General features: G+C 54.7%; 22 protein-coding genes. 3 read left to right on the plus strand and 19 right to left on the minus strand.

The genetic code is table 11. From position 1 onward, the window contains the following. Window positions 1-31: 31 nt before the first annotated feature. Entirely contained in the window at window positions 32-430 is a 399-nt protein-coding gene (locus ACHUEV_RS07050) for a DUF2177 family protein (protein WP_394178374.1), read from the plus strand. Between the two features lie 69 nt (window positions 431-499). On the opposite strand, the gene ACHUEV_RS07055 is transcribed toward ACHUEV_RS07050, so the two are convergent. From ACHUEV_RS07055 to ACHUEV_RS07095, 9 genes are all read right to left on the minus strand, one after another. Further along, on the minus strand, window positions 500-2689 hold the full coding sequence (locus ACHUEV_RS07055) for an NADP-dependent isocitrate dehydrogenase (protein WP_394178376.1): 2190 nt from the start codon (window positions 2687-2689) through the stop codon (window positions 500-502). 116 nt (window positions 2690-2805) lie between these two features. After that, a complete protein-coding gene (locus ACHUEV_RS07060; RefSeq protein ID WP_394178378.1) occupies window positions 2806-4014 on the minus strand; it encodes an ABC transporter permease in 1209 nt (402 codons plus the stop codon). Further along, complete coding sequence (locus tag ACHUEV_RS07065; protein ID WP_394178380.1) at window positions 4011-4739, minus strand: ABC transporter ATP-binding protein; 729 nt, start codon at window positions 4737-4739, stop codon at window positions 4011-4013. The genes ACHUEV_RS07060 and ACHUEV_RS07065 overlap by 4 nt, the downstream gene beginning before the upstream one ends. Continuing rightward, the gene (locus ACHUEV_RS07070) at window positions 4740-5996 is read right to left on the minus strand and encodes an efflux RND transporter periplasmic adaptor subunit (protein WP_394178382.1); all 1257 of its coding nucleotides are present in this window, start codon (window positions 5994-5996) and stop codon (window positions 4740-4742) included. It lies immediately after the preceding gene. 181 nt (window positions 5997-6177) lie between these two features. Beyond that, the gene (gene adh / locus ACHUEV_RS07075; RefSeq protein ID WP_394178384.1) at window positions 6178-7698 is read right to left on the minus strand and encodes an aldehyde dehydrogenase; all 1521 of its coding nucleotides are present in this window, start codon (window positions 7696-7698) and stop codon (window positions 6178-6180) included. Window positions 7699-7848: 150 nt separating this feature from the next. Next, window positions 7849-8982 (minus strand): MFS transporter, encoded by a 1134-nt coding sequence (locus ACHUEV_RS07080; protein ID WP_394178386.1) that lies wholly within the window; start codon window positions 8980-8982, stop codon window positions 7849-7851. Between the two features lie 38 nt (window positions 8983-9020). Next, complete coding sequence (locus tag ACHUEV_RS07085) at window positions 9021-9773, minus strand: DeoR/GlpR family DNA-binding transcription regulator (protein ID WP_394178387.1); 753 nt, start codon at window positions 9771-9773, stop codon at window positions 9021-9023. A 64-nt stretch (window positions 9774-9837) separates the two neighbouring features. Beyond that, complete coding sequence (locus tag ACHUEV_RS07090) at window positions 9838-10800, minus strand: helix-turn-helix domain-containing protein (RefSeq protein ID WP_394178389.1); 963 nt, start codon at window positions 10798-10800, stop codon at window positions 9838-9840. Between the two features lie 99 nt (window positions 10801-10899). Beyond that, the gene (locus tag ACHUEV_RS07095; protein ID WP_394178391.1) at window positions 10900-11796 is read right to left on the minus strand and encodes a LysR family transcriptional regulator; all 897 of its coding nucleotides are present in this window, start codon (window positions 11794-11796) and stop codon (window positions 10900-10902) included. Window positions 11797-11905: 109 nt separating this feature from the next. Between ACHUEV_RS07095 and ygiD the strand changes: the two genes are divergently transcribed. Further along, window positions 11906-12730 (plus strand): 4,5-DOPA-extradiol-dioxygenase, encoded by an 825-nt coding sequence (gene ygiD / locus ACHUEV_RS07100; RefSeq protein ID WP_394178393.1) that lies wholly within the window; start codon window positions 11906-11908, stop codon window positions 12728-12730. Window positions 12731-12767: 37 nt separating this feature from the next. Here the strand turns inward: ygiD and pcaG are convergent, their stop codons facing one another. The 4 genes from pcaG to pobA are packed head-to-tail and all read right to left on the minus strand — an operon-like array spanning window position 12768 to window position 15688. Then, the gene (gene pcaG, locus ACHUEV_RS07105; protein ID WP_394178395.1) at window positions 12768-13382 is read right to left on the minus strand and encodes a protocatechuate 3,4-dioxygenase subunit alpha; all 615 of its coding nucleotides are present in this window, start codon (window positions 13380-13382) and stop codon (window positions 12768-12770) included. A gap of 2 nt (window positions 13383-13384) precedes the next feature. Then, window positions 13385-14122: a protocatechuate 3,4-dioxygenase subunit beta gene (gene pcaH / locus ACHUEV_RS07110; RefSeq protein ID WP_394178397.1), complete on the minus strand. Its 738-nt coding sequence runs from the start codon at window positions 14120-14122 to the stop codon at window positions 13385-13387. After that, window positions 14119-14499 (minus strand): 4-carboxymuconolactone decarboxylase, encoded by a 381-nt coding sequence (gene pcaC / locus ACHUEV_RS07115; RefSeq protein ID WP_394178399.1) that lies wholly within the window; start codon window positions 14497-14499, stop codon window positions 14119-14121. The genes pcaH and pcaC overlap by 4 nt, the downstream gene beginning before the upstream one ends. Window positions 14500-14518: 19 nt before the next feature. Beyond that, window positions 14519-15688 (minus strand): 4-hydroxybenzoate 3-monooxygenase, encoded by a 1170-nt coding sequence (gene pobA, locus ACHUEV_RS07120; RefSeq protein WP_394178401.1) that lies wholly within the window; start codon window positions 15686-15688, stop codon window positions 14519-14521. 94 nt (window positions 15689-15782) lie between these two features. On the opposite strand from pobA, the gene pcaQ reads away from it, so the two are divergent. Continuing rightward, window positions 15783-16691 (plus strand): pca operon transcription factor PcaQ, encoded by a 909-nt coding sequence (gene pcaQ, locus ACHUEV_RS07125; RefSeq protein WP_106358443.1) that lies wholly within the window; start codon window positions 15783-15785, stop codon window positions 16689-16691. On the opposite strand, the gene ACHUEV_RS07130 is transcribed toward pcaQ, so the two are convergent. The 6 genes from ACHUEV_RS07130 to ACHUEV_RS07155 are packed head-to-tail and all read right to left on the minus strand — an operon-like array spanning window position 16688 to window position 23296. After that, entirely contained in the window at window positions 16688-18244 is a 1557-nt protein-coding gene (locus ACHUEV_RS07130; protein WP_394178403.1) for an acyl-CoA dehydrogenase family protein, read from the minus strand. The two genes, pcaQ and ACHUEV_RS07130, sit on opposite strands and share 4 nt — an antisense overlap. Then, entirely contained in the window at window positions 18241-19116 is an 876-nt protein-coding gene (locus ACHUEV_RS07135) for an amidohydrolase family protein (RefSeq protein ID WP_394178405.1), read from the minus strand. The genes ACHUEV_RS07130 and ACHUEV_RS07135 overlap by 4 nt, the downstream gene beginning before the upstream one ends. Window positions 19117-19127: 11 nt before the next feature. Continuing rightward, window positions 19128-20942 carry a feruloyl-CoA synthase gene (locus ACHUEV_RS07140; protein ID WP_394178407.1) on the minus strand — a complete coding sequence of 605 codons (1815 nt, stop codon included), beginning with the start codon at window positions 20940-20942 and terminating at the stop codon, window positions 19128-19130. A 6-nt stretch (window positions 20943-20948) separates the two neighbouring features. Next, window positions 20949-21428, minus strand: coding sequence for a MarR family winged helix-turn-helix transcriptional regulator (locus ACHUEV_RS07145; RefSeq protein WP_394178409.1), 480 nt, complete (start codon window positions 21426-21428; stop codon window positions 20949-20951). Window positions 21429-21437: 9 nt separating this feature from the next. Further along, the gene (locus ACHUEV_RS07150) at window positions 21438-22760 is read right to left on the minus strand and encodes a TRAP transporter large permease (RefSeq protein ID WP_394178411.1); all 1323 of its coding nucleotides are present in this window, start codon (window positions 22758-22760) and stop codon (window positions 21438-21440) included. Continuing rightward, window positions 22760-23296 (minus strand): TRAP transporter small permease, encoded by a 537-nt coding sequence (locus ACHUEV_RS07155; RefSeq protein WP_106358437.1) that lies wholly within the window; start codon window positions 23294-23296, stop codon window positions 22760-22762. Before ACHUEV_RS07155 ends, ACHUEV_RS07150 begins: the two co-directional genes overlap by 1 nt. Window positions 23297-23303 lie beyond the last annotated feature (7 nt).

A 23303-nucleotide genomic window follows, 5' to 3' on the forward strand; every position in this document is an offset into this window, starting at 1 on the left:
GTGCGCACTGACTTTCAGAAAGATGAAACTCATGCAGATACTTGTTCTTTACCTTTCAACAGCAGGCATCTTTTTCGCAGCTGATGCTGTGGGATTACGGCTGCTGATAAAGCCAGTCTTCGAACAGCACGTTGAACACCTCTTCGCCGATCCATTCCGCATCATACCTGCCGCGCTATTCTACCTTGGCTATGTGGCAGGCGTTCTATGGTTTGTATCCTTGCCCGCGCTGCGTACTGGCGACCCAATGGCCGCGCTGGTCAACGGAGTCTTGCTAGGGCTACTGGCCTATGGAACCTATGAGTTCACCAACTACGCCACGCTACGCGACTGGTCAGTACAACAGGTCGCTATCGACACGATATGGGGCGGCGTCTTGACTGGCATGTCTGCGTGGGCCGGCGTCACGATAGCGCGCGCATTTAGCTAGGCCCCAAAAAGAAAAAAGCCGCGCAGTCATTACGACCGCGCGGCTTTTGTATGATTTATCCGCGTTCGCTTAGCCGATGATCGCGTTTAGCGTTGCGGACGGGCGCATAACAGCTGCGGTTTTCGTGGCATCGGTGTGGAAGTAACCACCTAGATCGGCTGCTGATCCCTGTGCCGCGGCCAGCTCTGCAGTGATCTTTGCTTCGTTCGATACCAGCGCGTCAGCGATTGGCGCGAAATACGCGGCTAGCTCTGCATCGCTTGTCTGCGCGGCAAGTGCTTCTGCCCAGTAGCGCGCGAACCAGTAGTGGCTGTCGCGGTTGTCAGGCTCACCGACTTTGCGTGAAGGCGAATTGCCGTTGTCCAAGATACCTTGCGTCGCCGCATCAACGGCCTGCCCCAGAACGCGTGCCTTTTCGTTGCCTTTGACATCGGCAAGGAATGTCAGGCTTTCGCCAAGCGCGCAGAACTCGCCAAGGCTGTCCCAACGCAGGTGGTTTTCTTCGACCAACTGCTGAACGTGCTTTGGTGCGGAACCGCCAGCACCCGTTTCAAACAGACCGCCGCCATTCATCAGTTTCACGATAGAAAGCATCTTTGCCGATGTCGCCAGTTCAAGGATCGGGAACAAATCGGTTAGATAGTCGCGCAGCACGTTACCGGTGATCGCGATCGTGTCTTCACCTTTTGTGATCGTCTCAAGCGATGCGCGTGTTGCTTCGCGTGGTGCCATGATCTCAAACTTGTCGGCGACGCCTTTGGCTTCGAGAATTGGTTTCACATAGGCGATCAGCTCTGCATCGTGGGCGCGGCTTGCGTCTAGCCAGAAAATCGCGCGTGTGCCTTCGGCCTTTTGGCGATCAATCGCAAGGTTCACCCAGTCTTCGATTGGTGCTTTGCGTGAAGACGCCGAACGCCAGATGTCGCCTGCCTGCACGTCGTGGCTGTGCAAAACAGTGCCATCATCAAGGATCATCTTGACGGTGCCTGCCGCAGGGATTTCGAATGTCGTTGGGTGCGAACCGTATTCTTCGGCTTTTTGCGCCATCAAACCGATGTTCTGAACAGTGCCAGCAGTTGCTGGGTTCAGCTTGCCGTTTTCTTTGAAGAAATTGATCGTTTCGTCATAGACCGGTGCATAAGAATTGTCTGGGATTACGCAGTTTGCGTCAGCTTCTTTGCCGTCTGGACCCCAGCCTTTACCGCCAGCGCGGATCAGTGCAGGCATTGACGCGTCAATGATCACGTCGGATGGCACGTGCAGGTTGGTGATGCCTTTGTCGCTGTCGACCATGTACATCGGCGGACGCTGCGCAGTGATTTCTTCAATCGCGGCAACGATCTCAGGCTCGCCTTTTACCTTCTCAAGAAGCGTACCCAGACCAGCGTTGCCAGTCACGCCCAGCGCGTCCAACTTGTCGCCGAACTTTTCGAACACAGGTGCCAACCACGCCTTAACCGCGTGACCAAAGATGATCGGGTCAGAGACCTTCATCATTGTTGCCTTCATATGCAGAGAGAACAATGTCCCCTCGGCTTTGGTCTTTTCGATCTCGTCGGCAAGGAACGCATCAAGTGCTGCGGCGCTCATGAATGTCGCGTCAACGACGGTACCGGCTGGGTAAGTGACGCCGTCCTTTAGGACAGTTTCACCATCAGCTGTTTCCAGAACGATCTTTGCAGTCGCTTCTTTCGCAAGTGTCGCAGACACTTCGTTTGAGAAAAAGTCGCCGCCTGACATAGAGGCCACACGTGTTTTGCTGTCGGCAGTCCACTCACCCATGCGGTGTGGGTTCTTTTGCGCGAAGCTTTTCACAGCTTTGGCCGCACGACGGTCAGAGTTACCTTCGCGTAACACAGGGTTCACAGCGGAACCTTTCAGGCCATCATATTTAGCACGAACAGCTTTTTCTTCGTCCGTGCTTGGGGCTTCTGGGTAGTCTGGCAATGCGTAACCCTGCGATTGCAGTTCTTTTACGGCAGCAACCAACTGCGGGACAGAGGCCGAGATATTTGGCAGTTTAATCACGTTTGCGTCTGGTGTTTTAACCAGTTGGCCCAACTCGGCCAGATCATCGGTCTGACGCTGGGCTTCTGTCAGGTAATCTGGGAAAGCGGAAAGAATACGACCTGCAAGGCTGATGTCTTTGGTTCCGACCGACACGCCAGCAGCGGCAGCGAATTTTTGAATAATCGGAAGGAAAGACGCAGACGCCAGCTCGGGTGCTTCGTCAACTTTGGTATAGATGATATCTGACATAGGAAACCTCTTGAAATTGAGTTGCCCGTTCCATACCGGATGCGTCCAGAGACGTCTACAGTATACCGCTGCATACGGTTCTTAATGCGACAATAGGCGCGTCGTCGCTTTGAAAATCACTGATGCCGTAGCGCGTCGATTGGATTTAGACGTGCAGCACGGCGTGCAGGGAAGAAGCCAAATATCACCCCCACTGCTGCCGAAAACAAGAACGCAAGCACCACGATAGCCGGGTCTGGGCTGAACGGAATGCTCATAAGGTTTGAAGCAACCGCCGCCAGTGCAAGCCCGAATAAGATCCCAACGACCCCACCGATCATCGACAACACAATCGCCTCTACCAGGAACTGCAAAAGCACCTGATTGGCCGTTGCGCCAACGGCAAGGCGAATTCCGATCTCCCGCGTACGTTCCGTCACGGACACAAGCATGATGTTCATAATCCCGATGCCACCGACAAGAAGACTGACAGCGGCAACCGACGACAACAGACCGGTCAGCACATTCGTAACGCCTGTCAGCATAGAGGCGAGCTGTTTCATGTCCCGCACCTGAAAATCATCTTCTTCACCATCGCCGATCCGGCGGCGTTCACGCATCAGGACCTCTATATCCACCAAAGTCCGATCGGTTGAGACACCATCAGCAGCGGCAACATAGATCATCGAAACATCCGAAGACCCAACAACGCGCCGCTGGAATGCCTTAACGGGCATTAATACCACGTCATCCTGATCCGTGCCAAAACTGGATGCGCCTTTCGCCTCTAGCAGGCCAACGATATCGCACGACACATTCTTGAGCCGTATCGTTTCACCAATCGGGTCCGTATTTCCAAACAGGTTTTGCCGCACAGTTTCACCGACGATGCACACGGCCCGGCCTGCGCTTTCTTCGGTCGCTAAGAAACTGCGTCCCAGAACGATAGGCCAGTCCACGACCTCAAGATATTGCCCGTCTGTACCTACTACGGAAGTACGAGTGTCTTGCTGACCATAAACCGCGTTCAGGCTCGTCTGGTTGAACGGGGCAGCGGTCCGGACGCTTGTTAACTGGTCAATAATGGCATCGACGTCGCGCAATTCAAACGCAGCAGCGACCGAAGTATTCCCCGGGCCCATCTGCCCGCCGCCGGGTATGACGATCAATACGTTCGTGCCCAGCTTTTCAACATCCGCTGTCACCTGATCAGAACTGCCCTGCCCGACCGTCATCATTGCAATCACCGCAGCAACACCGATGACAATGCCCAGCACCGTCAGGATCGACCGCATCGCATTACGAAAGATCGCATGAATTGCCAGTTTGATCGTTTCCTTAATCATGCCTGCTGCCTTTCTGGGGTCAGCACGCTATGCGGTGTCCCGCTGCGATCAACCTTACCGTCGACCATCCAAATGACGCGGTGTGCAAAAGCGGCCATTTCGTCTTCGTGCGTAACCATGATGATGGTAATGCCGTCCGTCTCGTTCAATGCGCGTAGCAGTTCCATGATTTCGAGCGACCGTTTGGTATCAAGGTTGCCTGTGGGTTCGTCCGCTAGAATGACTTCTGGACTGCCAACAAGCGCACGCGCGATTGCAACCCTTTGTTGTTGCCCCCCAGACAGTTCGGATGGGTCGTGGTGCTCGCGGCCCTTCAGCCCAACCTTTTCAAGCGCATCCAATGCCTGCGCGCGCCGTTCGGCAGCGGGCAGCCCCTTGTAGATCAATGGTAGTTCAACATTATCCAACGCCGACGTACGCGGCAGCAGATTGAACCCCTGAAACACGAACCCAAGATAGTTACGCCGCAAAAGCGCACGCTGATCTTGGTCTAATTTGCCAACATGAACACCGTTAAACAAATAGTCCCCACTTGTTGGGCTATCGAGGCAGCCAATCATATTCATCGCTGTCGATTTCCCCGAACCGGACGGGCCCATCAGCGCAACAAATTCGCCGGCATTCACTGTTAGATCGACTCCATCCATGGCACGCACTTCCGCTTCGCCCATGCCATAGATTTTCGTAACCTTTCGAAGCTCGATCACTGGGGTAACAACGGCCATCTACCCACCCTCGATCATATCAGTGATAACCTGATCGCCTTCGGCGATTTCTCCGCTGATGATAATTGTGTATAGACCGTCACTATCACCCTTTTGGATTTCCACTTCGACAGGAACACCATCGCGTCGAACCCACAGCGTGTTGTCAGACACCGCACGCCGCGAGTCCCCACCCGATGGCATAAGAAGGCCAAGCAAGCCGCCACCGCTATTATCCTCATCAGATGCCTCAACCTCGATCACTTGCGGCGGGGCAAAACGCAGCGCGGCGTTCGGCACCAACAAGACATCGTCGTACTGCGCAACGGTGATATCTGCAGTAGCTGTCATGCCGGGACGCAATAGCAGATCATCATTCACGACAGACAGAATTGCCTTGTACGTCACCAGCCCATCTGTGCTGTCAGAAGCATAGCGCACCATCGCAATTTCGGCTGGGAAGAGTTGCTCATCATAGGCATCCACGGTGAAAGTAGCAGCGTCGCCGATAGCGATGCGGCCGATGTCAGATTCCGCGACATCCACTTGCAGTTCCATCTGCGCCAAATCTTCGGCGATTGTGAACAGTTCCGGCGCAGAAAGGCTGGCCGCCACGATCTGCCCTGCGTCCACTGAACGATCCAGCACAATGCCGCTGATTGGGGATATGATAGTCGCCTTACTTAGAACCGCCTCTTGGGCGTTTAGCTGCGCCTGCGCGAGGTCAACGTTGGCTTGTGCGCTCGCTACATTGGCGCGTGCGCGGGCAAGCGCTGCTTGTGATGCAGTAAGGTTTGTATGTGACGTGACACCGCGTTCGTCTAGCTGGCGAACGATTTCGAAATCCGCCTCTGCTTCTAGCAGGCTCGCCCTCGCGCTTGCCAGCTGGGCCTCGGCGGCGGCATGGCTTGCGATTTGAACGGCAAGCTGGGCGTCGAGTTGAACAGTGTCCAGCAAGGCCAAAACCTGCCCGGCGGCCACGGTATCGTTAAAATCAACCAGCACCTCTGCCATTGTACCGGACAGTTCAGACGAAATTTCAACTAGGTTTGTTGGCTCAATCGTACCTGTCGCCGTCACAGTCACAGTCAGATCGCCGCGACCAACCTGTGAAGTAATGTATTGCACCTGAGCACGTTCTTCGGCCTCTTGCATCCACCACACGGCAAGACCAGCAATCACCAAAACGGCGACGATCCATCCCAAAATCTTTGGAAGATGCCGTTTGGCGTGACCCACACCAAGGGTCGCTTCGATCTCGCTTTTGGTATCGGGCATGTTGCGTTCTCCGTACGAACCTGAATGGTCGTAGGGTGCCCGAGTAGCCGCTACTGATTAATGATTCAGATCAATAGAAATGTCCAAGAACTGCACGATCTTCGTGCAACTTGAATAGTTTATGCGCTATTGACCGCAAAGTGAGGCAGCGACGGGGAAATCGCCGCCGCCTCTTATTGGCTTAGAAGAATCCCAACTTGTTTGGATTGTAGCTGACCAACATGTTTTTGGTCTGCTGATAGTGATCCAACATCATTTTGTGGTTCTCACGGCCAACACCGGACTGCTTGTAGCCGCCAAATGCAGCATGGGCAGGATAAGCGTGATAGTTATTCACCCACACACGGCCTGCCTCGATCCCGCGGCCAAAGCGATAGCAGGTGTTCATGTCACGTGACCAAACGCCGGCGCCAAGACCGTACATCGTGTCATTTGCCAGCTCTAGGGCTTCGGCTTCGTCCTTAAAGGTTGTCACCGACACAACCGGGCCAAAGATTTCCTCTTGGAAGACCCGCATCTTGTTGTGGCCTTTCAGGATCGTTGGCTGGATGTAGAACCCGTTCTCAAGGTCGCCACCCATCTGTGCTGCTGCACCACCGGCCAGAACCTGTGCGCCTTCTTCCACACCGATCTGAAGATAGGACAGGATCTTATCCTGCTGTTCACGGCTTGCTTGTGCGCCAACCATCGTGTCAGGCAGACGTGGGTCACCCTGTTTGATGGCTTTTACCCGTGCAATCGCGCGTGCGATGAACTCTTCATATATATCTTCTTGGATCAGTGCGCGGCTTGGGCAGGTACAGACCTCGCCTTGGTTAAAGGCAAACAGCACAAAACCTTCGACAGCTTTGTCTAGGAACGCGTCATCCTTTGCCATCACATCCGAAAAGAAGATGTTGGGTGACTTGCCGCCCAGTTCCAGCGTAACTGGGATCAGGTTTTCGGTCGCAGCTTGCATGATCTTGCGGCCAGTCGCAGTAGACCCCGTAAATGCGATTTTCGCGATCCGCGAAGACGTTGCTAGCGCAGCACCTACTTCTGCGCCGTAGCCATTCACGATGTTCAGCACACCATCAGGCAACAGGTCTGAGATCAGTTCAGCGAACACCATGATCGCAGCTGGTGTCTGTTCTGCAGGTTTCAGAACAATGCAGTTCCCAGCAGCAAGCGCCGGTGCCAGTTTCCAAGCCGCCATCAAAACCGAGAAGTTCCAAGGGATAATCTGCCCAACCACGCCAAGTGGTTCGTGATAGTGGTAGGCAACGGTATCCGCGTCGATTTCTGACATCGACCCTTCTTGGCCACGTAGAACACCGGCGAAGTAACGGAAGTGGTCAGCCGAAAGCGGAATATCCGCAGCCATCGTTTCACGAATTGGCTTACCATTGTCCCAGGTTTCCGCAGTCGCGATCAGTTCAAGATTTGCCTCGATCACGTCTGCGATTTTCAGCAGGATGTTGGAACGCTCTGTGGCCGATGTTTTGCCCCAAGCTTCCTTTGCTGCGTGGGCTGCATCCAGTGCCAGTTCAACATCCGCCGCGTCAGAACGGGCGACCTCGCAAACCACGCTGCCGGTGATTGGGGTGATGTTATCAAAATAGCGCCCGCCTACGGGCGCCACGAATTTCCCGCCGATATAGTTGTCATAACGGTTTTTGAACGGAGAGCTAAATTGCTGCTCCGTTTGTGACATCTCATTCATGAATTTTCTCCTCCTGACCGAGTCCTCCACCCGGTTGAAGAAGGCTAACGACCGTTCGATTAAGAGGTAAATGGACGTAAAAAGATGCACCATCCGATCTGTCTCAAAACTGAGACAAGGACGCCCGGAAACTTAACTTTCGGCCCTGTATTAGGCGCGCACCACTCTGCGCGCGGTCAACGGCACAAGGGCCATTAGAATTGCCAAGACAGCAAACGCCAACGGCAGGCTGGTCGCGTCAGCGACAAAGCCAACCAAAGCAGGCCCCATCAGCACGCCAGCGTAACCCGTCGTGGTCACAGATGCGACGGCAAGGCTAGGCGGCATGATCTTTTGTCTGCCCGCCGCGCTAAACACGATAGGCACCAAATTTGCGGCACCAAGGCCGATTAATACGAACCCAGATAAGGCAACCAACGCCCAAGGCGAAACAAGCACAATTCCGATGCCTAGGATCGCTGCAATGCCTCCCATGATCAGAACACGGAATTCGCCCAATGCCATAACAATCCGGTCGCCAGTTAAACGCGCGGCCACCATCGCAACCGAGAACAAAATATACCCGATGCCAGCATTTTGTGCCGGGGCTATTTCACGGTCGATAATCAACAGCGCGCCCCAATCCAGGATCGCCCCTTCGACCAAGAACGTGACACCAGCTAGAACGGCGAGCAGCAGAACAATACCGCGCGGGACCGAGTATGGTTCAGGCTCTCCGCCGCTCACAGCCAACAAACGCGAGCCTGAAAGCAGGATCGCGACGAGCGCAACAAACGCACCGATAAGTGCTGCGACCACGGTTGTAACACCCAATGACAAAAGCACTGTCATAAGGCCTGCGCCAAAGAATCCACCGATGCTAAACTGCGCGTGAAAATTCGACATCAGTGCACGGCCTTCTTTGCCTTCGACCTCTGCACCGTGGATGTTCATCGCAACATCAATCGTGCCTAGAGACGCACCAAAAAAGAACAAGGCCGCCCCAAGAGACATCGGCGTTCCCGCAAATGCCAACAACGGCAGAAACGCGACCAAACCGAAGCCACCAAGTCGCACCATAGGCCGGGCGCCGCGCCTTGCGGCGATGACCCCAGTCACCGGCATCGCGATAATTGAACCAAGCCCAAGGCAAAGCAAAACCAGCCCAAATTGCCCTTCATCTGCGCCGATGTTCGCCTTGATGAACGGAAATAGCGGGGCACAACATGCCATCGAAAAACCAGCCGCGAAAAACGCAAGCCGCGTAGCAAGACGCGCAGGTGCGGTCGTTGAAAAATCGGTCAATGGATTTCCTTGCATCGTTGGATTTGAAAATGTGGGATTTATGCCGTGATAATTGTGGTTCCGGCGTTTGCCAGCTGCGTTGTTGCGCCTTGATCAGCATCCGTGATCAGCACATCGATTTCACGAATTGGCAGGGTATGATGCCGTGCTCTTCGTCCAATCTTTTCTGAACTAGTGACAACAAATGTACGGACGGCCGCGTCATGCATCCCCTGTTTCATCTGGGCCTCATCGTAATCATCCGCGCTAAGACCGAATTCCGCATCGACACCGCAGGCACCTAAAACGGCGATGTCAGCGGCGATCTTAGCGACCTTACCCAGCGCCACATCACCCACGGCGATCCCGCCCTGCGCGCTTAACTTGCCGCCCAGCAAAAAGACTTCGATGTTGTGCTCTTGGCAAGCAATGGCGATCCAAGGCGAAGGTGTAATCACCAACCGCCCCGGCAAAGCAGGAAGCATCGGGATAAGCGAGAGCGTTGTCGATCCGCCATCCAGCAGCAGCGTCTGCGCATCACCAATTTGGTCAATTGCTGCACGGATCAGGTCGGTCTTTACCGCGCCGCCTAACAACCGCGAATGAAGTGGACCTGCAGGGCGCGCGACAGGCACAGCGCCGCCACGTACTCGGTGCGCTTTTCCGTTTGCCTCTAACGCGAGGATATCGCGCCGGATCGTATCCAGCGACACATCAAATTCCGCAGCAACATCGGTGGCAACGACCTGCATACCATCAGCTAGTCGCTGAGCGAGTATGCGTTGCCGCGTATCTGGAATATTCAAATTCATGCAATTTCCTGCAATATGTTGCAGAATCATGCATACGTAGATTTTTTCACATCGTCAACGCGACTTAATCACCAAGCCCAAGGCGTTTCATTCGCCGGTAAAGCGTTGCACGTCCCACCCCCAAGGCACGTGCTGCTTCGGACACGTTACCGCCCGCTCGCGCCAGTGCACGCACCACAGCCGCCCGTTCCGCTTTGACAAAACCAGTGGGGCCGTCTTCGCGACCAAAGATGTCAGAGGCCGGACGCGGCTTAAGTGCGCCTAGCAATTCCAGATCAAACATCTTGCGGGCATTGCGTGTGGCGCCAATAACAATGTCGTCGGCGTCAATTGCTAGCAAAGTAGCCATATCGGAATCGCCGCTATCGGCCACAACAATCCGGGCCTTTGGAAATGATGCTCGGAAAAAGTCTGATTCAATCGACTTGGCCGTTTGGCCGACCATTGCCCCGATCAACTGATTATAGCTTTCGGTTTGATCCGCGCGGGCCGATGACACATCCAACGCGGCAAGCAACCGACCATCGATTCCAAAAATCGGGGCGTCCATACAGCTCATTCCGATGTTGCGCGCGAGGAAGTGTTCATTCCGATGGATGGTCACTTGGCGCTGTTCGGTCAGGCATGTGCCGATGCCGTTAGTACCTTCGGCGGCTTCGCTCCAATCTGCGCCCAGACATAGCCCCCATTTCGTAAACGCCGTACTGTCGGCGTCAGTGCAGCGCTGGTCCAAAACGATGCCGACCTCATCTGTCAGCAAAACACCACAGCCAGAATTGCCCACAAGACCAAATAGATGGTCAAGTTTCGGTGCCGCCACCATCATAAACCGGTCGTGTTTGTTTCGTCGATCTTGCAGTTCGCTATCGTCGATCCGATTGACCATGATATCGTCTGCAGGATCTAACCCGTGGCGTTCAACCGACCTGCGCCATGACGCAGCAAGCGATGACCGCGCAGCAGCAGATCGTGAATGCACAGCACCCATAATGCGGTCGATATGCAGCTTCTTTTCTGAAATGACCATTCCCCCCTCCCGTGGCTAGTGGCCGTTCTCCCGTACTGCACAATAGCGCGAGACCGCGTAAATGTCTTGGTTCGCGTGACCCAAGGTCAGTTGACGCGATCAGGCGCTTTGTGAACTTCGAATATCCTGAACCGCAAAATCGATGAGCGCACGGATTTTGCGCGGCAATGCACGGCCTTCAAGGTACACGGCGCTGACAGGAATATCCTCACAAGTGAAGTCAGAAAAAAGCGGGACCAAAGTACCGGCTTTCAGCGCATCAGCCACAGCGAAATCGGGGGAGTAGACGATGCCTTGCCCAGCGACGGCCAAATCGCAGGCCGCCCTTGCCGAATTCACTTGGAACCGCCCCGCAACCATCACAGCGCATTCTGTCCCTTCCTGGTATAGAGCCCAACGCCGGGGATTGCGCCGGTTGGTGTCGACGATACATGCGTGATCTGCCAACTCCTCAATGGTCGAAGGACTACCGTATTTAGCTAGATAGGCGGGGCTTGCCGCGACCACGCTATGCATCGTGCCGAGCTTGCGCGATTTAATCGAAAGCATGTCCGTCACGCCCAAACGAAACGCAGCGTCGATACCTTCGGTCGCTAAATCAACATAGTCATCGCTAAGCCGCATATCGAAAGTCAGGTTGGGGTGCTGCATTGCAAACCGCCCTAGCATCGGGGCGATGTATGCCTCTCCAAATGTGACGGGGGCTGAAATTCGGACGACACCGGAAAAGCCGCGCGATCCTTCGGATATTTCGCCTAACAGGGCATCAAGATCATCGAGCAACGCGGGCGCCCGCGCCAAAAGATCCTCGCCAGCTGGGGTCATACCAACGCGCCGCGTCGTCCGTTGGAATAGCCGCACGCCCAACTGCGATTCTAGCTCTGCCACGTATTTAGAGGTGAGGCGGTTCGAAACCCCAAGCTGATCGGCCGCTGCTGTGAATGATCCGGTTTGTGCGGTCGCAACAAATGCCCGCAGCTGATCAAGCATATCCATAACAAAATCCGATTAAGAACATTTTGTGGTAATTCAATCCATAGCTTCGCCATTTTATGGATTAGCTTCAAGATTTAAGTTCATCGCAAGCCACGAAAGGACGCCGAAAATGAGCACCGCACAATCCCTGCGCAATTTGCGCGAAAGCCTAGCACCAAGCGAACGCATGCCACTGGTCTTTCTGGGCCACGGCAGCCCGATGAACGCGATTGAGGACACCACATACAGCCGCGCATGGTCTGATTTAGGCAAAAGCCTACCGCGTCCAAAAGCGATTCTAGTCGTATCGGCACATTGGATGACGCAAGGAACCACGCTGGTTGACGTGTCCGCCCTGCCCCGCACGATCCATGATTTCAGAGGGTTCCCAGAAGAACTGTTTGCACAGCAATACCCAGCCCAAGGTGCACCAAATTTGGCACGCGAGGTTGTTTCAATTCTCGCCAGCCATCACGCCGAAGAGGATGATACATGGGGGTTAGATCATGGCGCTTGGACCGTGCTCAAATTCCTTTACCCGAACGCGGACGTCCCTGTTTTTCAAATCTCAATCGATATGACACGTGACTTGGGCTATCAGCTTGAGATCGGCAAAACCCTTTCCGAACTTCGCGACCGGGGCGTATTGATCTTGGGGTCTGGGAACGTGGTGCACAACTTGCGTGCCATGCAATATGGCGGGCGGCCGCAAGATTTCGCGCTCGAGTTCGATAGTCTTGTCGCTAATAAATTGCAGGATCGCGATTTTGGCGCGCTGACTGATCGTAAATCGCTTGGATCATTGCTGCAGATGGCGCACCCGTCTGTCGATCACTATCTACCTGCTCTGACAATCGCAGGCGCGTCGACTGATCAGGATAAATTGACGTTTATGACCGACGCAATTGACCTTGGGTCTGTATCAATGCGGTCGTTTGTATTTCATCACGCCTAGGAATTTGGCCCGCGATCTGATCGCGGGCCAAATTTATTTAGATATCGAAAAAGATCGTCTCGCCTTCGCCCTGTAGGCGGATGTCGAACCGGTAAGCACCGTCAGCCTCTTTCTTGGCCAGCAGTGTCGGCACGCGGTTTTGGTGTTCGATCCGGGTTAGGATCGGGTCGACCGCGTTCGCCTCTGCCTCGTCTTCGAAATACATGCGTGTGTGCAAGCCAATGTTGATCCCGCGTGCAACAACCCAAAAGGTCACATGCGGGGCCTGCATCCGGCCATCAGGAAATGGCACTGCACCAGGCTTCACAGTATCAAAGGTAAATTCACCCGTATTCATATCACCCGGCGACCGGCCCCACCCCGTAAAGTTTGGGTCAGCCTGTCCGCGTGTTTCATTGGCAGAATTGAACAGGCCCTCACCGTCTGGCTGCCAGATTTCGATCATAGCGTCGCGCAGTGGCGTTCCAGTGCCGTCAAACACTGTCCCTTTAATCGTGATTTCCTGTCCCTTGACCGGGCCGGTCTTCATGGATGCGCCCAGGTCTTCGCCGTAAATATCGATCCCGGTGAAGTTCGGTGTGCAACCGATATGGACATATGGGCCAGCTGTTTGGCTCGGGCTTTCTTTGAGATATTCGAGCTTCTGAGTCATAATCACATTCCCTCAACACGGTTTTCAAAGAACGTCTGACGGCGTCCGCGTAGGACGATGTCAAACTTATAGGCACGTGAATCCATTGGCACAGTGCGGTGCATATCCAAAGGCGCGATCAGCGATTCAACGGCGGCTTTGTCATCAATTGTACCAACGATTGGGCACAGCCAGATATGAGGGTCACCTTCGAAATACATCTGCGTAATCAGACGCTGAGCAAAGCCATGACCAAAGACGCTAAAGTGGATGTGCGCCGGGCGCCAATCATTCATGCCATTGGGCCAAGGGTACGGACCGGGCTGAATGGTGCGGAATTCATATGATCCGTCTTCGCCTGTGATCGTACGGCCGCAACCACCAAAGTTGGGGTCAAGCGGCGCAAGATAGCTTTCTTTCTTATGGCGGTAACGACCACCCGCGTTCGCCTGCCAGAATTCCAGCAAGGCACCGGGAACCGGACGACCCATTTCATCCAAAACGCGGCCATGCACGATAATGCGCGGACCAATCGCGCTTTCACCAGAGGCGGCGTAGTTGTGGATCAGGTCGTTATCCAAATCGCCCAGCATGTTGTGACCAAACACGGGGTTGGTTTCTTCGCTAAGGGTCGTTGGAAATGAAAGTAGGGCGGCTTGCGGGCTGCGCTTGACCGAAGTCTTGTATTGCGGCGTCAGCGCGGCGGGCTGCCAATTGCGGTCACGGGGAACAAAGCCCCCTGTGTTTTTGATGATTGTCATACCTCGACTCCCAATTCGGCGAAGGTTTGTTTCGCAAGTTTAATCGCGTGGTTGGCCTTGGGCACACCAGCATAGACAGCCACATGCATAAAGGCCTGAAGAATATCTTCGGGGCTGGCCCCGGTATTGCGGCTGGCATGAATGTGCATCGGGATTTCTTCAAAATTCCCGCAGGCCGCCAGCAGTGCAAGTGTCAGCATAGACCGTTCACGGCGGCTGATCGTGTCGTCAGACCACAGGGTGCCCCATGCACCTTCGGTAATCATCGATTGGAACGGCACGTCAAAGGTCGATTTGTTCGCCTCTGCGCGGTCGACATGCGCGTCGCCCAGAACCTCTCGGCGGGTTTTCATGCCTGTATCGTATCGGTTGGTCATCTGTTTGGCCTTTCAGCAATCAATAGGGCAAGCCCACATAGTTTTCGGCCATCGCTTGCTGCGCGGCTTTATTTTCGCGCAGGAACTCAAGCTCTGCGAGTTGGATTTTATAGTCGAAATCCGTCTGGTCCGGGAAACGGTGCATTAGGGACGAGAACCACCAGCTAAACCGTTCCGCTTTCCAAACGCGGGCCAGCGCCTTTTGCGAATAGGTGTCGATACCTTCGGAACTGTTGTTCTCATAAAAGTCGCGCAGACCGTTATATAGGTAATGCACGTCTGACGCTGCCGTATTCAGCCCCTTTGCCCCTGTTGGCGGCACGATATGGGCGGCATCCCCGCAAAGGAACAACCGGCCCCAACGCATGGGTTCGGTCACAAATGACCGCAGCGGCGCAATGGATTTTTCAATCGACGGCCCCGTGACCAGTTTTTCGGCCTGATCCGCAGGGATGCGGCGCTTTAGCTCTTCCCAGAATGCATCGTCGGTCCAATCTTCGGGGCTGTCTGACAGCGAACACTGGATGTAATAGCGGCTTAGGTTTTCGTTCCGCATTGAACAAAGCGCAAAGCCACGAGACGAATTTGCATAGATCAGTTCGTGGTTCACTGGCGGTGTTTCTGACAAAATGCCAAGCCAACCGAACGGATAAATCTTTTCGTATTCTTTGCGCACGTCCAACGGAATTGCCTGACGGCTCACGCCATGGAAACCGTCACAGCCCGCAATGAAATCGCAATCAACGCGACGAGCCTCGCCCGCGACATCATAGGTCACATAGGGTGCATCACTATCGGCGTCGTGGATAACGACGTTTTCAACGTTAAATTCTATCTTACCGTTGGCCTTTTCACGGGCCTCGTACAGATCACGGGTAACCTCGGTTTGGCCGTAAACCATCACCGCGCGCCCAGTGTGTTCGCTAAAATCGACGCGGAAAATCTCGTCGTCATAGGAAATTAGCGTACCATCGTGCAGATAGCCCTCTTTCTCCATCCGTTCGGAAACACCAGCCTCGCGCATCAGATCAAGCAGCCCACGTTCCAACACGCCCGCACGAATACGACCCAGAACATAGTCCTTTGTCTTGCGTTCCAGAACGACACTGTCGATCCCACGTGTGTACAATAGCTGTGACAAAAGCAGGCCCGATGGCCCACCCCCAATGATGAGGACTTGCGTTTTCATGTGTGTCTCCGAGTCTCTTACCCATGCAATTTGCCTATCATTTTTAGATATGTAAAATGACATTTGGACCGTTTTACTTTCCAAATAGGCAACTATGGACCGCAGAATTAAATTTCGTCACCTAGAGGCGTTCACCCACATTGCACGGGCCAAAAGCCTGAAACGCGCGGCTGAGCAGCTACATCTGACGCAACCCGCGATATCAAAAACGCTCAAGGACCTTGAGGTGATCATCGGCAAGCAGCTGATGGATCGTGGCCGTGCTGGCGTGCGGCTCACGCCCGAGGGCGAAGTATTCTTGACGTTTGCCGAACAAAGTATGCAAGCGCTGCAAACTGGATTAAGCAGTGTGGCCAGCATTGGGGCTGGCGGCAATCCCACATTGACTGTGGGCGCCTTGCCCAGTGTGGCAAGCCAACTACTTCCTTGGGCGGTGCAAGATTTTCGTCAAAAATCGCCGGGTACGGTCGTGCAATTGCTTGAAGGACCCCACGAATACATGACTGACCGCCTGCGCGCAGGCGCACTTGATCTCGCGGTTGGGCGTTTGGGGCGGCCCGAAAGTATGGTCGGCCTATCATTCACACAACTGTATTCCGAAGAAGTCGTGATTGTTGTTGCCCCAAACCATCCGCTGGCAGGCGCAACGCAGCTTGAACAACTTGATGGATTTCCAATCGTCTATCCACCACAAGCAGCGGCGATCCGACCCTTGGTTGCAGGTAAGTTGATCGCCTCGGGCCTTCCGCTGTTCAACAACCGGATTGAAAGCGCATCCGGCGAATTCGGACGTGCAATGGCCTTGGGCAACGCCCAAGCAATATGGTTCATCTCACACGGCGTCGTCGCCAATGATCTGGAAAGCGGGCGACTGGTGGCAATCGATATCGACATGTCGGCCACGACAGGTGCCATCGGCGTCATGGCAAGGTCCGAAGAAGTCCCCAGCGCAATTGCGCATCTATTCCGGCAAAGCCTTTTGGACTACGTGCAGCGCCCTTAGCCCAATGCCATCATGGCAGGTGCCACGGGGATTGGACGGGATAAGACCACATCACGCAGCCGATTATATTGCGCATCACACTTAGCAATCCGGCACCAAACAGCACGGTAATATAGCTGCATCGTTAGCTGCATGAAATCATGAGCAAGCGCAGCTGGATCGTAGGAATGCGTCACGTGTGTGCGTGCGGCACGCCAAGTATCCCGCAATGTCATAACGGCAGAATGGTCTGTCAATTCGCCGATCAGCGCATCAAACGTATCCGCGCCATCACCAACGCGCAAACTGCGTGTTGTGGTCGCCAGTGAATGAATGCCATTTGCGCCTTCGTAGATCGACGTGATCCGTGCATCGCGCCATGTTTGCGATACCCGGTATTCGGTCAGATAGCCGTATCCGCCCAAAACCTGCATCCCGAGATCAGCAGCCGCGATCCCCGCTTCGGCACAAAACACTTTGCAAAGTGGTGTCAGGAAATCGACAAGGCCGGGACGTTCGCCCTTTTCAAGCTCCACCAGGGCGATATGCGCCATCGCACGCGCGCCAATAGCAAGGGACCGTTGGTCGTCTAACATCCGCTTAACATCGGCATGATCGGCCAGAACGGCATCTGACTTGTCAGCACGCCGTCCCTGCTTGCGTTCGGCGGCATAGGCAGCGGCAATCGCATGGGCGCGACTAGCATGGGCCACACCTTGAAGCGCGACATCAATCCGTGCGTGGTTCATCAGGGTGAACATCGCGGCCAGCCCAGCACCTTCTTGCCCGACCAATTCGGCGGACGCACCGTCAAACACAATCTGACAGGTCGGCGATGCATGCAGCCCCAGCTTTTCTTCGATACGTGTAACTTTGATCGTATCGCCTGCAGCAGCTTTGTTGGCGATGAATAGCGACAAACCCTTCACGCCCGAATTGGCATCCCCCGTCCGGGCAAGGATCAGATGCAGGATGTCATCCGACATGTCCTGATCGCCGCCCGAAATGAAGATCTTTTCGCCATCAATACGCCAGCTTTCACCGTCGCGCGTCGCCTTAGTCCGGATCCGCGACAGGTCAGACCCCGCCCCCGGCTCAGTCAGGCACATCGTCGATAGCGCCTCGCCACTTGCAAGCTTTGGAACCCAAGTTGATTTCTGATCATCCGTCCCAAACCGCATCAACGTCGCGATTGCGCCCGGCACCAGATTACAGACCATCTGCATGGCGTGGTTCGCACCGGAAAACACCTCTGACACTGCAGCGGCGATCAGATGGTTTTGCGCCATTCCGCCGAATTCTTCGGGGGCGCTTAGCCCCTGCCAGCCGCCCTCGACCAATTCCGCGAACGCTGCGACAAACCCATCGGGCATCGTCACCCGGCCGTTATCAATCCGACAGCCCTGACGATCCCCGCTTTCATCAAGTGGGGCGATCACACCTTCGGCAAAAGACGCAAAGTGGGTGATGATCCCTTCGGCAAGTTCATCATCCCAGTCAGCAACGCTGGTAGCGCCAGCAACACTGCGCAGCGAAAACAAGATGTCATCAACTGGCGCAGTGAATGGGGTCACTCTGACACCCCAAGCAGTCGCATGGCGTTCTCTTTTAAGATCAACGGACGCACTTCGTCTTTGAACTCTGCCTTATCAAAGGCATCAAGCCATTTTTCCGGGGCAATCATTGGCCAATCCGACCCGAACAACATCTTCTTTTTCAAAAGCGTATTGGCATAGCGGACGAGGATCGGCGGAAAGTACTTGGGCGACCAGCCAGACAGATCGATGTAGACGTTGGGTTTGTGGGTCGCGACCGAAAGCGCCTCTTCCTGCCAAGGGAATGACGGGTGCGCGAGGATGATTGGCATGTCCGGGAAATCCACGGCGATATCATCCATATACATTGGGTTGGAGTATTTCAGCCGCATCCCGTTGCCGCCGCGCATCCCTGATCCAACGCCGGTTTGTCCGGTATGAAACAACGCAGGCTTGCCCGATTCTGCGATCGCCTCGTACAGTACATAAGCGCTGCGATCATTGGGATAAAAACCCTGCATCGTGGGATGAAATTTGAACCCCTGAATGCCGTGGTTTTCAACCAGATCACGGGCCTCGCGTGCGCCGATCTTACCCTTTGCCGGGTCAATCGAGGCGAACGGGATCAGGATATCGTCATTCTTAGCGCAGGCATCGGCAACTTCGTAGTTGTCATAGCGGCGGTAGCCAGTCTCGCGCTCTGCATCGACGGGAAAGATCACGGCGGCGATGTTCTTTTCACGGTAGTGCGCTGCGGTTTCGTCAATCGTCGGCGGATGCGCCCAAGGCGCACCAAAGTATTTCGCCATCGTCGATTGCAGTTCGTCATAGCCATCATCATCGTGACAGCCGCAGGATTCTTCTGCGTGGGTATGAAAATCAATCGCGCGGACTTTGGAAAAATCGACCATCTGTTTGCTCCTTAAACGCGGATCAGCGCGGGGTCTTCGTTGTCGTACAGGCGCTCAAGCAGGGTGGCACGGCGCGTCATGATTTTGCGGACGTTGAGCGACCCTTTGTCAGTGACTTCGGCATCTTTAAGCGACGGTGGCTCGGCCAAGATTAGCGCGCGGCTGATCCGTTTGGCCGAACCTGTTGCGGCCTTTGCCATGTCGCGCAAACGTTCCTCGATCTGCGCCTGCAAGGCTGGATCAATGACTGCACCATCGGACGTATTGTCACCATGCACCTGATCGGGACGCGGAAAAATGAACAGCCCAATCGCATCGCGGTCGTGGCCACAAATGACAACGTCCTGAACGAGGCCACGAAGCCCATCCAGTGCATCCAACCGCAGCTTACCCGCCTGCACCCATGTACCTGTCAGCAGTTTGAAATCCTCGGACACGCGACCGTCAAATTTTAGACCGCGTTCAGGATCGTCATTATCGACAAAGCGCATCGCATCGCCAGTCAGCAAGAAACCATCTTCGTCAAATGCCTCTGCTGTTTTGACACTATCGGCAAAATACCCCGGCATAATGTTCTGCCCTTTGACGCGCACTTCACAGCGCATTTCATCATCGGGAAGTAATTTCACTTCGGTGCCCGGCAGCGGAACACCAACAACACCCGAACGCCCGATGGGTTCGTGCAGCATGATCGTAGCAGGCGCAGTTTCGGTCATACCCCAGCTAGAAATCATCAGAGGTAGCTTGCCACGTACCTCTAGCGCCATTTCCTCGAGCCGGGTCCAAACATCTTGGGGCAGCGATGCGCCCGCATAGAAGATCATGTCGAGGTCTTTGAAATATGCCTCGCGCAGGGCGTGGTTGGTTTCCATTTCGGCAACCAACATCGCGAACCCAACAGGGACATTGAACGACAACGTGCCGGGGCGTTCGATGATGCTGCGCGCGGTCTCGGCGAACAGTTTCTTGGTCGGCTTACCAGCATCAATGGTCAGCGTACCACCATGGGCCAGCATCATGTTCACGTTATGCGATCCGCCGAACACGTGGTTCCACGGCAGCCAATCACAGATGCGCGGTGCGCGTTCTTTGATGAATGGCAAAACCGAGGCCATCTGCGATTGGTTCGCGCACATCATGCGCTGTGTCGTCAGAACACCTTTGGGGTCAGACGACGACCCAGACGTAAACAGAATTTTCGCGACTGTATCAGGACCGGTCGTCGCCAACAGCGTATCCGCGTCTTGACTGTCATCCCCTGCAAGCAGTGCTTCAAAGCTAGTGACTTTGCCCGGTGCCCCGTCAGTTTTTGACGCAACAATCTCAACCTCGTCTAGCTGAGACAATGCCAATGCAGCAGCATAGCGTCCTGCATCATCGACAAATGCCATCGCCGGTTTGACCTTGTCCAAAACATAGATCAAGCGGCCATGCGCCTCGGGGATAAGCGAGTACTGTTCGGCCAGCGGTACGGTCGGAACACCGGCATATTGCGCACCAAACGACAACAACGCGTGATCGATCGAATTCCCAGACATGATGACAATCGGCGTTTCCTGCCCCATGCCACGACCAGCCAGCGACGTGGCAATCGCGCGGACAGCCGTAAGAGCCTGCGCGTAAGTTACTTCGCGCCATTCGCCCCCGGCGCGTTCAGCCAAAAACACTGCATCCGGTGTCTTATCTGCCCATAGATGCAGCCAATCCGCCGTCCGGTCGACAACCGGGTCCAACGGTATCTTCGAAGTTAGGATCAGATCCTTGCCAGCCTTCTTCATCTCCACCGAATGTGGGCGCAAGTTGAGACCAGTAATTGGGTCGGTCATTGGGTCTTACTCCTTGGCCTGCGTCGCGCTTTGAGTGACGCGCGTTAACAAATTACGCAGCTGTTCGTTTTCTTGATTACTAAGGCCTGCAAAAAGATGGTCTTCGTGCGCTTGAATGACGCCTTCGGCGGCTTCCCACAGCTTACGGCCTGCCGCGGTCATGGATAGCGCATTAGTGCGACGATCGCCTTTGACTGGCTTACGCTCAATCGCGCCCATGCGTTCTAGTTCATCGACGACGGCGACCACGCCAGATCGCTTTATGTGCAGCACATCTGACAGTCGCGTTTGGGATATTCCCGGATTGGCGGCAATAACGGCCAAGGGTGAAAACGTGCCAACCCTAAGCCCAAGCGGTGCCAATTTTTCGGCCATATCCTCGTGGATTACTAACAACGCACGTTTGACTCTGTATCCGGTAAACTGCTGCAGAAAACGATCTGCAGCAGTGTCTATAGAAGGTTTGTCTTCGTACGTATCGGACATGCGTCCCCCTTAATTGGCTACCAAATCAACCAGCCAGTAACTGAGCACTGGGAAGGCGATAAGGATGGCTATGCGGATAAATTCGGCCATGATGAACGGGATTGTACCGCGAAAGATTTGCGTCATTGGGATGTCTTTTGCCATCGCCGAGATAACGAATAGGTTCATCCCCACCGGCGGCGTAATCAGCCCCATTTCCACCACAACAAGCGAGATAATTCCGAACCACATCGCCTGCTGTTCAAAGGTCATCCCGAAATCAAGCGCCATGACGGTCGGAAAGAACACCGGCACAGTCAGCAAGATCATCGAAAGGCTGTCCATCAGGCAACCCATGACCAGATAGAACACGACGATACCCAACAAGACCACCATTGGCGCGATGTCCGAGGTCGCAAAGTATTGCGCGACTTCCATCGGCATCCGGCTTAGCGCTAGCGCGACGTTGAACAGGTCCGCACCAAACACAATCGCAAAGATCATTGCGGTTGAACCCGCCGTGTCGATCAGGCTGTTCAGGATCGTCTTTGGTGTCAGTCCGCCTTTGATTGTGCCCAGCACCAGCGTCAGAACAACGCCAACCGCAGCGCCCTGCGCAGGCGTAAAGAACCCGCCATAGATACCGCCCAGAACCACAACGAAGATCACCATGACGTGCCAGATATCGGCAAGCGCCAGCAGGCGTTCTTTCATGTTTGACCGTTCGCTTGTTGGACCCTCTTCAGGGAACAGGCGGACGTAAATAGAAATCGCGATGATAAAGCCGACAACGGCCAAAATGCCCGGCACAGTCGCAGCAAGGAACAGTTTGACGATGTTTTGTTCAGTCAACAGCGCATAGATGATCAACACCACAGATGGCGGGATCAGAATACCCAATGTACCGCCGGCGGCTAGCGAACCAGATGAAAGCGCACCAGAGAATCCGTGCTTGCGCATTTCAGGCATCGCGACGCGTGTCATCGTTGAAGCAGTGGCAAGCGACGATCCCGAAATAGACCCAAACAAGGCACAACCTGCGACCGCGGCCATGGCCAAACCACCGCGAAGATGGCCGATCCACGCCCGTGCGGCGTTAAAGATCGATGCGGAAATCCCAGAGTTGGTCGCCAAGTGCCCCATCAAGATGAACAGTGGCACAACCGACAGATCATATGACATGAATTTGTCGACCCACGCCGTGCTGAGATAGGCCTTCAGCCCTGCTAGCGAACTAAGCTGTATATAGCCAAAGACACCGACCAGCGCCATAGCGAGCGCAATTGGAACCCGCAGGAAGATAAGAATGAACAACCCAACAACAAGAAGAAGGGCAAGTGTAAACGGGTCCATTATTTGGCCTCCATCGGGATAAGGCGCGGCATGAACACCGATAGGCCCATAAGTGCGGCAACGATTGCGGATAGTCCGGTGCCAAATACGGCCGGAACGTAAACCCACCAGACAGGTGCACGCAAAAGCATGGTCTTGTCACCGTAACCGTGGATTTCCTCTAAGCCGACGCTTAACCGCCAAGCAAGATAGGCCCAGCCCAAAGCAAAAAATAGCGTCCAGACGGCATCAACGGTCGTGTTGATTGCCCCCGGTAGTTTGCTTGTGAACACGTCGACCATGACGTGACCCTTTGTTAATTGGCAAAGTGGCAAAAACAGCGAGGCGCTTGCTGCGCAGGCCAGTTCGACAAGTTCGAATTCGCCGCGCACAGCGCCGAATCCAAGGGTGCTGGATAGCACCGAATACGTAACAACAAACGCCGCTCCGAAAATCACCAGCCCGCCAATCGCAGCGCTAGAGATGCAGACGGCATGCAAAAGCCGGTACAGGAGAGAATTACTCTCTCCTGTCTGGTGAACAATCGGTTCAGACATGATCAGA

It is taken from the genome of Yoonia maritima (genome assembly GCF_043641945.1).
GTDB lineage: Bacteria > Pseudomonadota > Alphaproteobacteria > Rhodobacterales > Rhodobacteraceae > Yoonia > Yoonia maritima_B.

Coding starts and splice junctions, on each gene's coding strand:
- ACHUEV_RS07050 (WP_394178374.1), top strand. CDS start 32: ATGCAGATACTTGTTCTTTACCTTTCAACAGCAGGCATCTTTTTCGCA.
- ACHUEV_RS07055 (WP_394178376.1), bottom strand. CDS start 2,689: ATGTCAGATATCATCTATACCAAAGTTGACGAAGCACCCGAGCTGGCG.
- ACHUEV_RS07060 (WP_394178378.1), bottom strand. CDS start 4,014: ATGATTAAGGAAACGATCAAACTGGCAATTCATGCGATCTTTCGTAAT.
- ACHUEV_RS07065 (WP_394178380.1), bottom strand. CDS start 4,739: ATGGCCGTTGTTACCCCAGTGATCGAGCTTCGAAAGGTTACGAAAATC.
- ACHUEV_RS07070 (WP_394178382.1), bottom strand. CDS start 5,996: ATGCCCGATACCAAAAGCGAGATCGAAGCGACCCTTGGTGTGGGTCAC.
- adh (WP_394178384.1), bottom strand. CDS start 7,698: ATGAATGAGATGTCACAAACGGAGCAGCAATTTAGCTCTCCGTTCAAA.
- ACHUEV_RS07085 (WP_394178387.1), bottom strand. CDS start 9,773: ATGAATTTGAATATTCCAGATACGCGGCAACGCATACTCGCTCAGCGA.
- ACHUEV_RS07090 (WP_394178389.1), bottom strand. CDS start 10,800: ATGGTCATTTCAGAAAAGAAGCTGCATATCGACCGCATTATGGGTGCT.
- ACHUEV_RS07095 (WP_394178391.1), bottom strand. CDS start 11,796: ATGGATATGCTTGATCAGCTGCGGGCATTTGTTGCGACCGCACAAACC.
- ygiD (WP_394178393.1), top strand. CDS start 11,906: ATGAGCACCGCACAATCCCTGCGCAATTTGCGCGAAAGCCTAGCACCA.
- pcaG (WP_394178395.1), bottom strand. CDS start 13,382: ATGACTCAGAAGCTCGAATATCTCAAAGAAAGCCCGAGCCAAACAGCT.
- pcaH (WP_394178397.1), bottom strand. CDS start 14,122: ATGACAATCATCAAAAACACAGGGGGCTTTGTTCCCCGTGACCGCAAT.
- pcaC (WP_394178399.1), bottom strand. CDS start 14,499: ATGACCAACCGATACGATACAGGCATGAAAACCCGCCGAGAGGTTCTG.
- pobA (WP_394178401.1), bottom strand. CDS start 15,688: ATGAAAACGCAAGTCCTCATCATTGGGGGTGGGCCATCGGGCCTGCTT.
- pcaQ (WP_106358443.1), top strand. CDS start 15,783: ATGGACCGCAGAATTAAATTTCGTCACCTAGAGGCGTTCACCCACATT.
- ACHUEV_RS07135 (WP_394178405.1), bottom strand. CDS start 19,116: ATGGTCGATTTTTCCAAAGTCCGCGCGATTGATTTTCATACCCACGCA.
- ACHUEV_RS07140 (WP_394178407.1), bottom strand. CDS start 20,942: ATGACCGACCCAATTACTGGTCTCAACTTGCGCCCACATTCGGTGGAG.
- ACHUEV_RS07145 (WP_394178409.1), bottom strand. CDS start 21,428: ATGTCCGATACGTACGAAGACAAACCTTCTATAGACACTGCTGCAGAT.
- ACHUEV_RS07150 (WP_394178411.1), bottom strand. CDS start 22,760: ATGGACCCGTTTACACTTGCCCTTCTTCTTGTTGTTGGGTTGTTCATT.
- ACHUEV_RS07155 (WP_106358437.1), bottom strand. CDS start 23,296: ATGTCTGAACCGATTGTTCACCAGACAGGAGAGAGTAATTCTCTCCTG.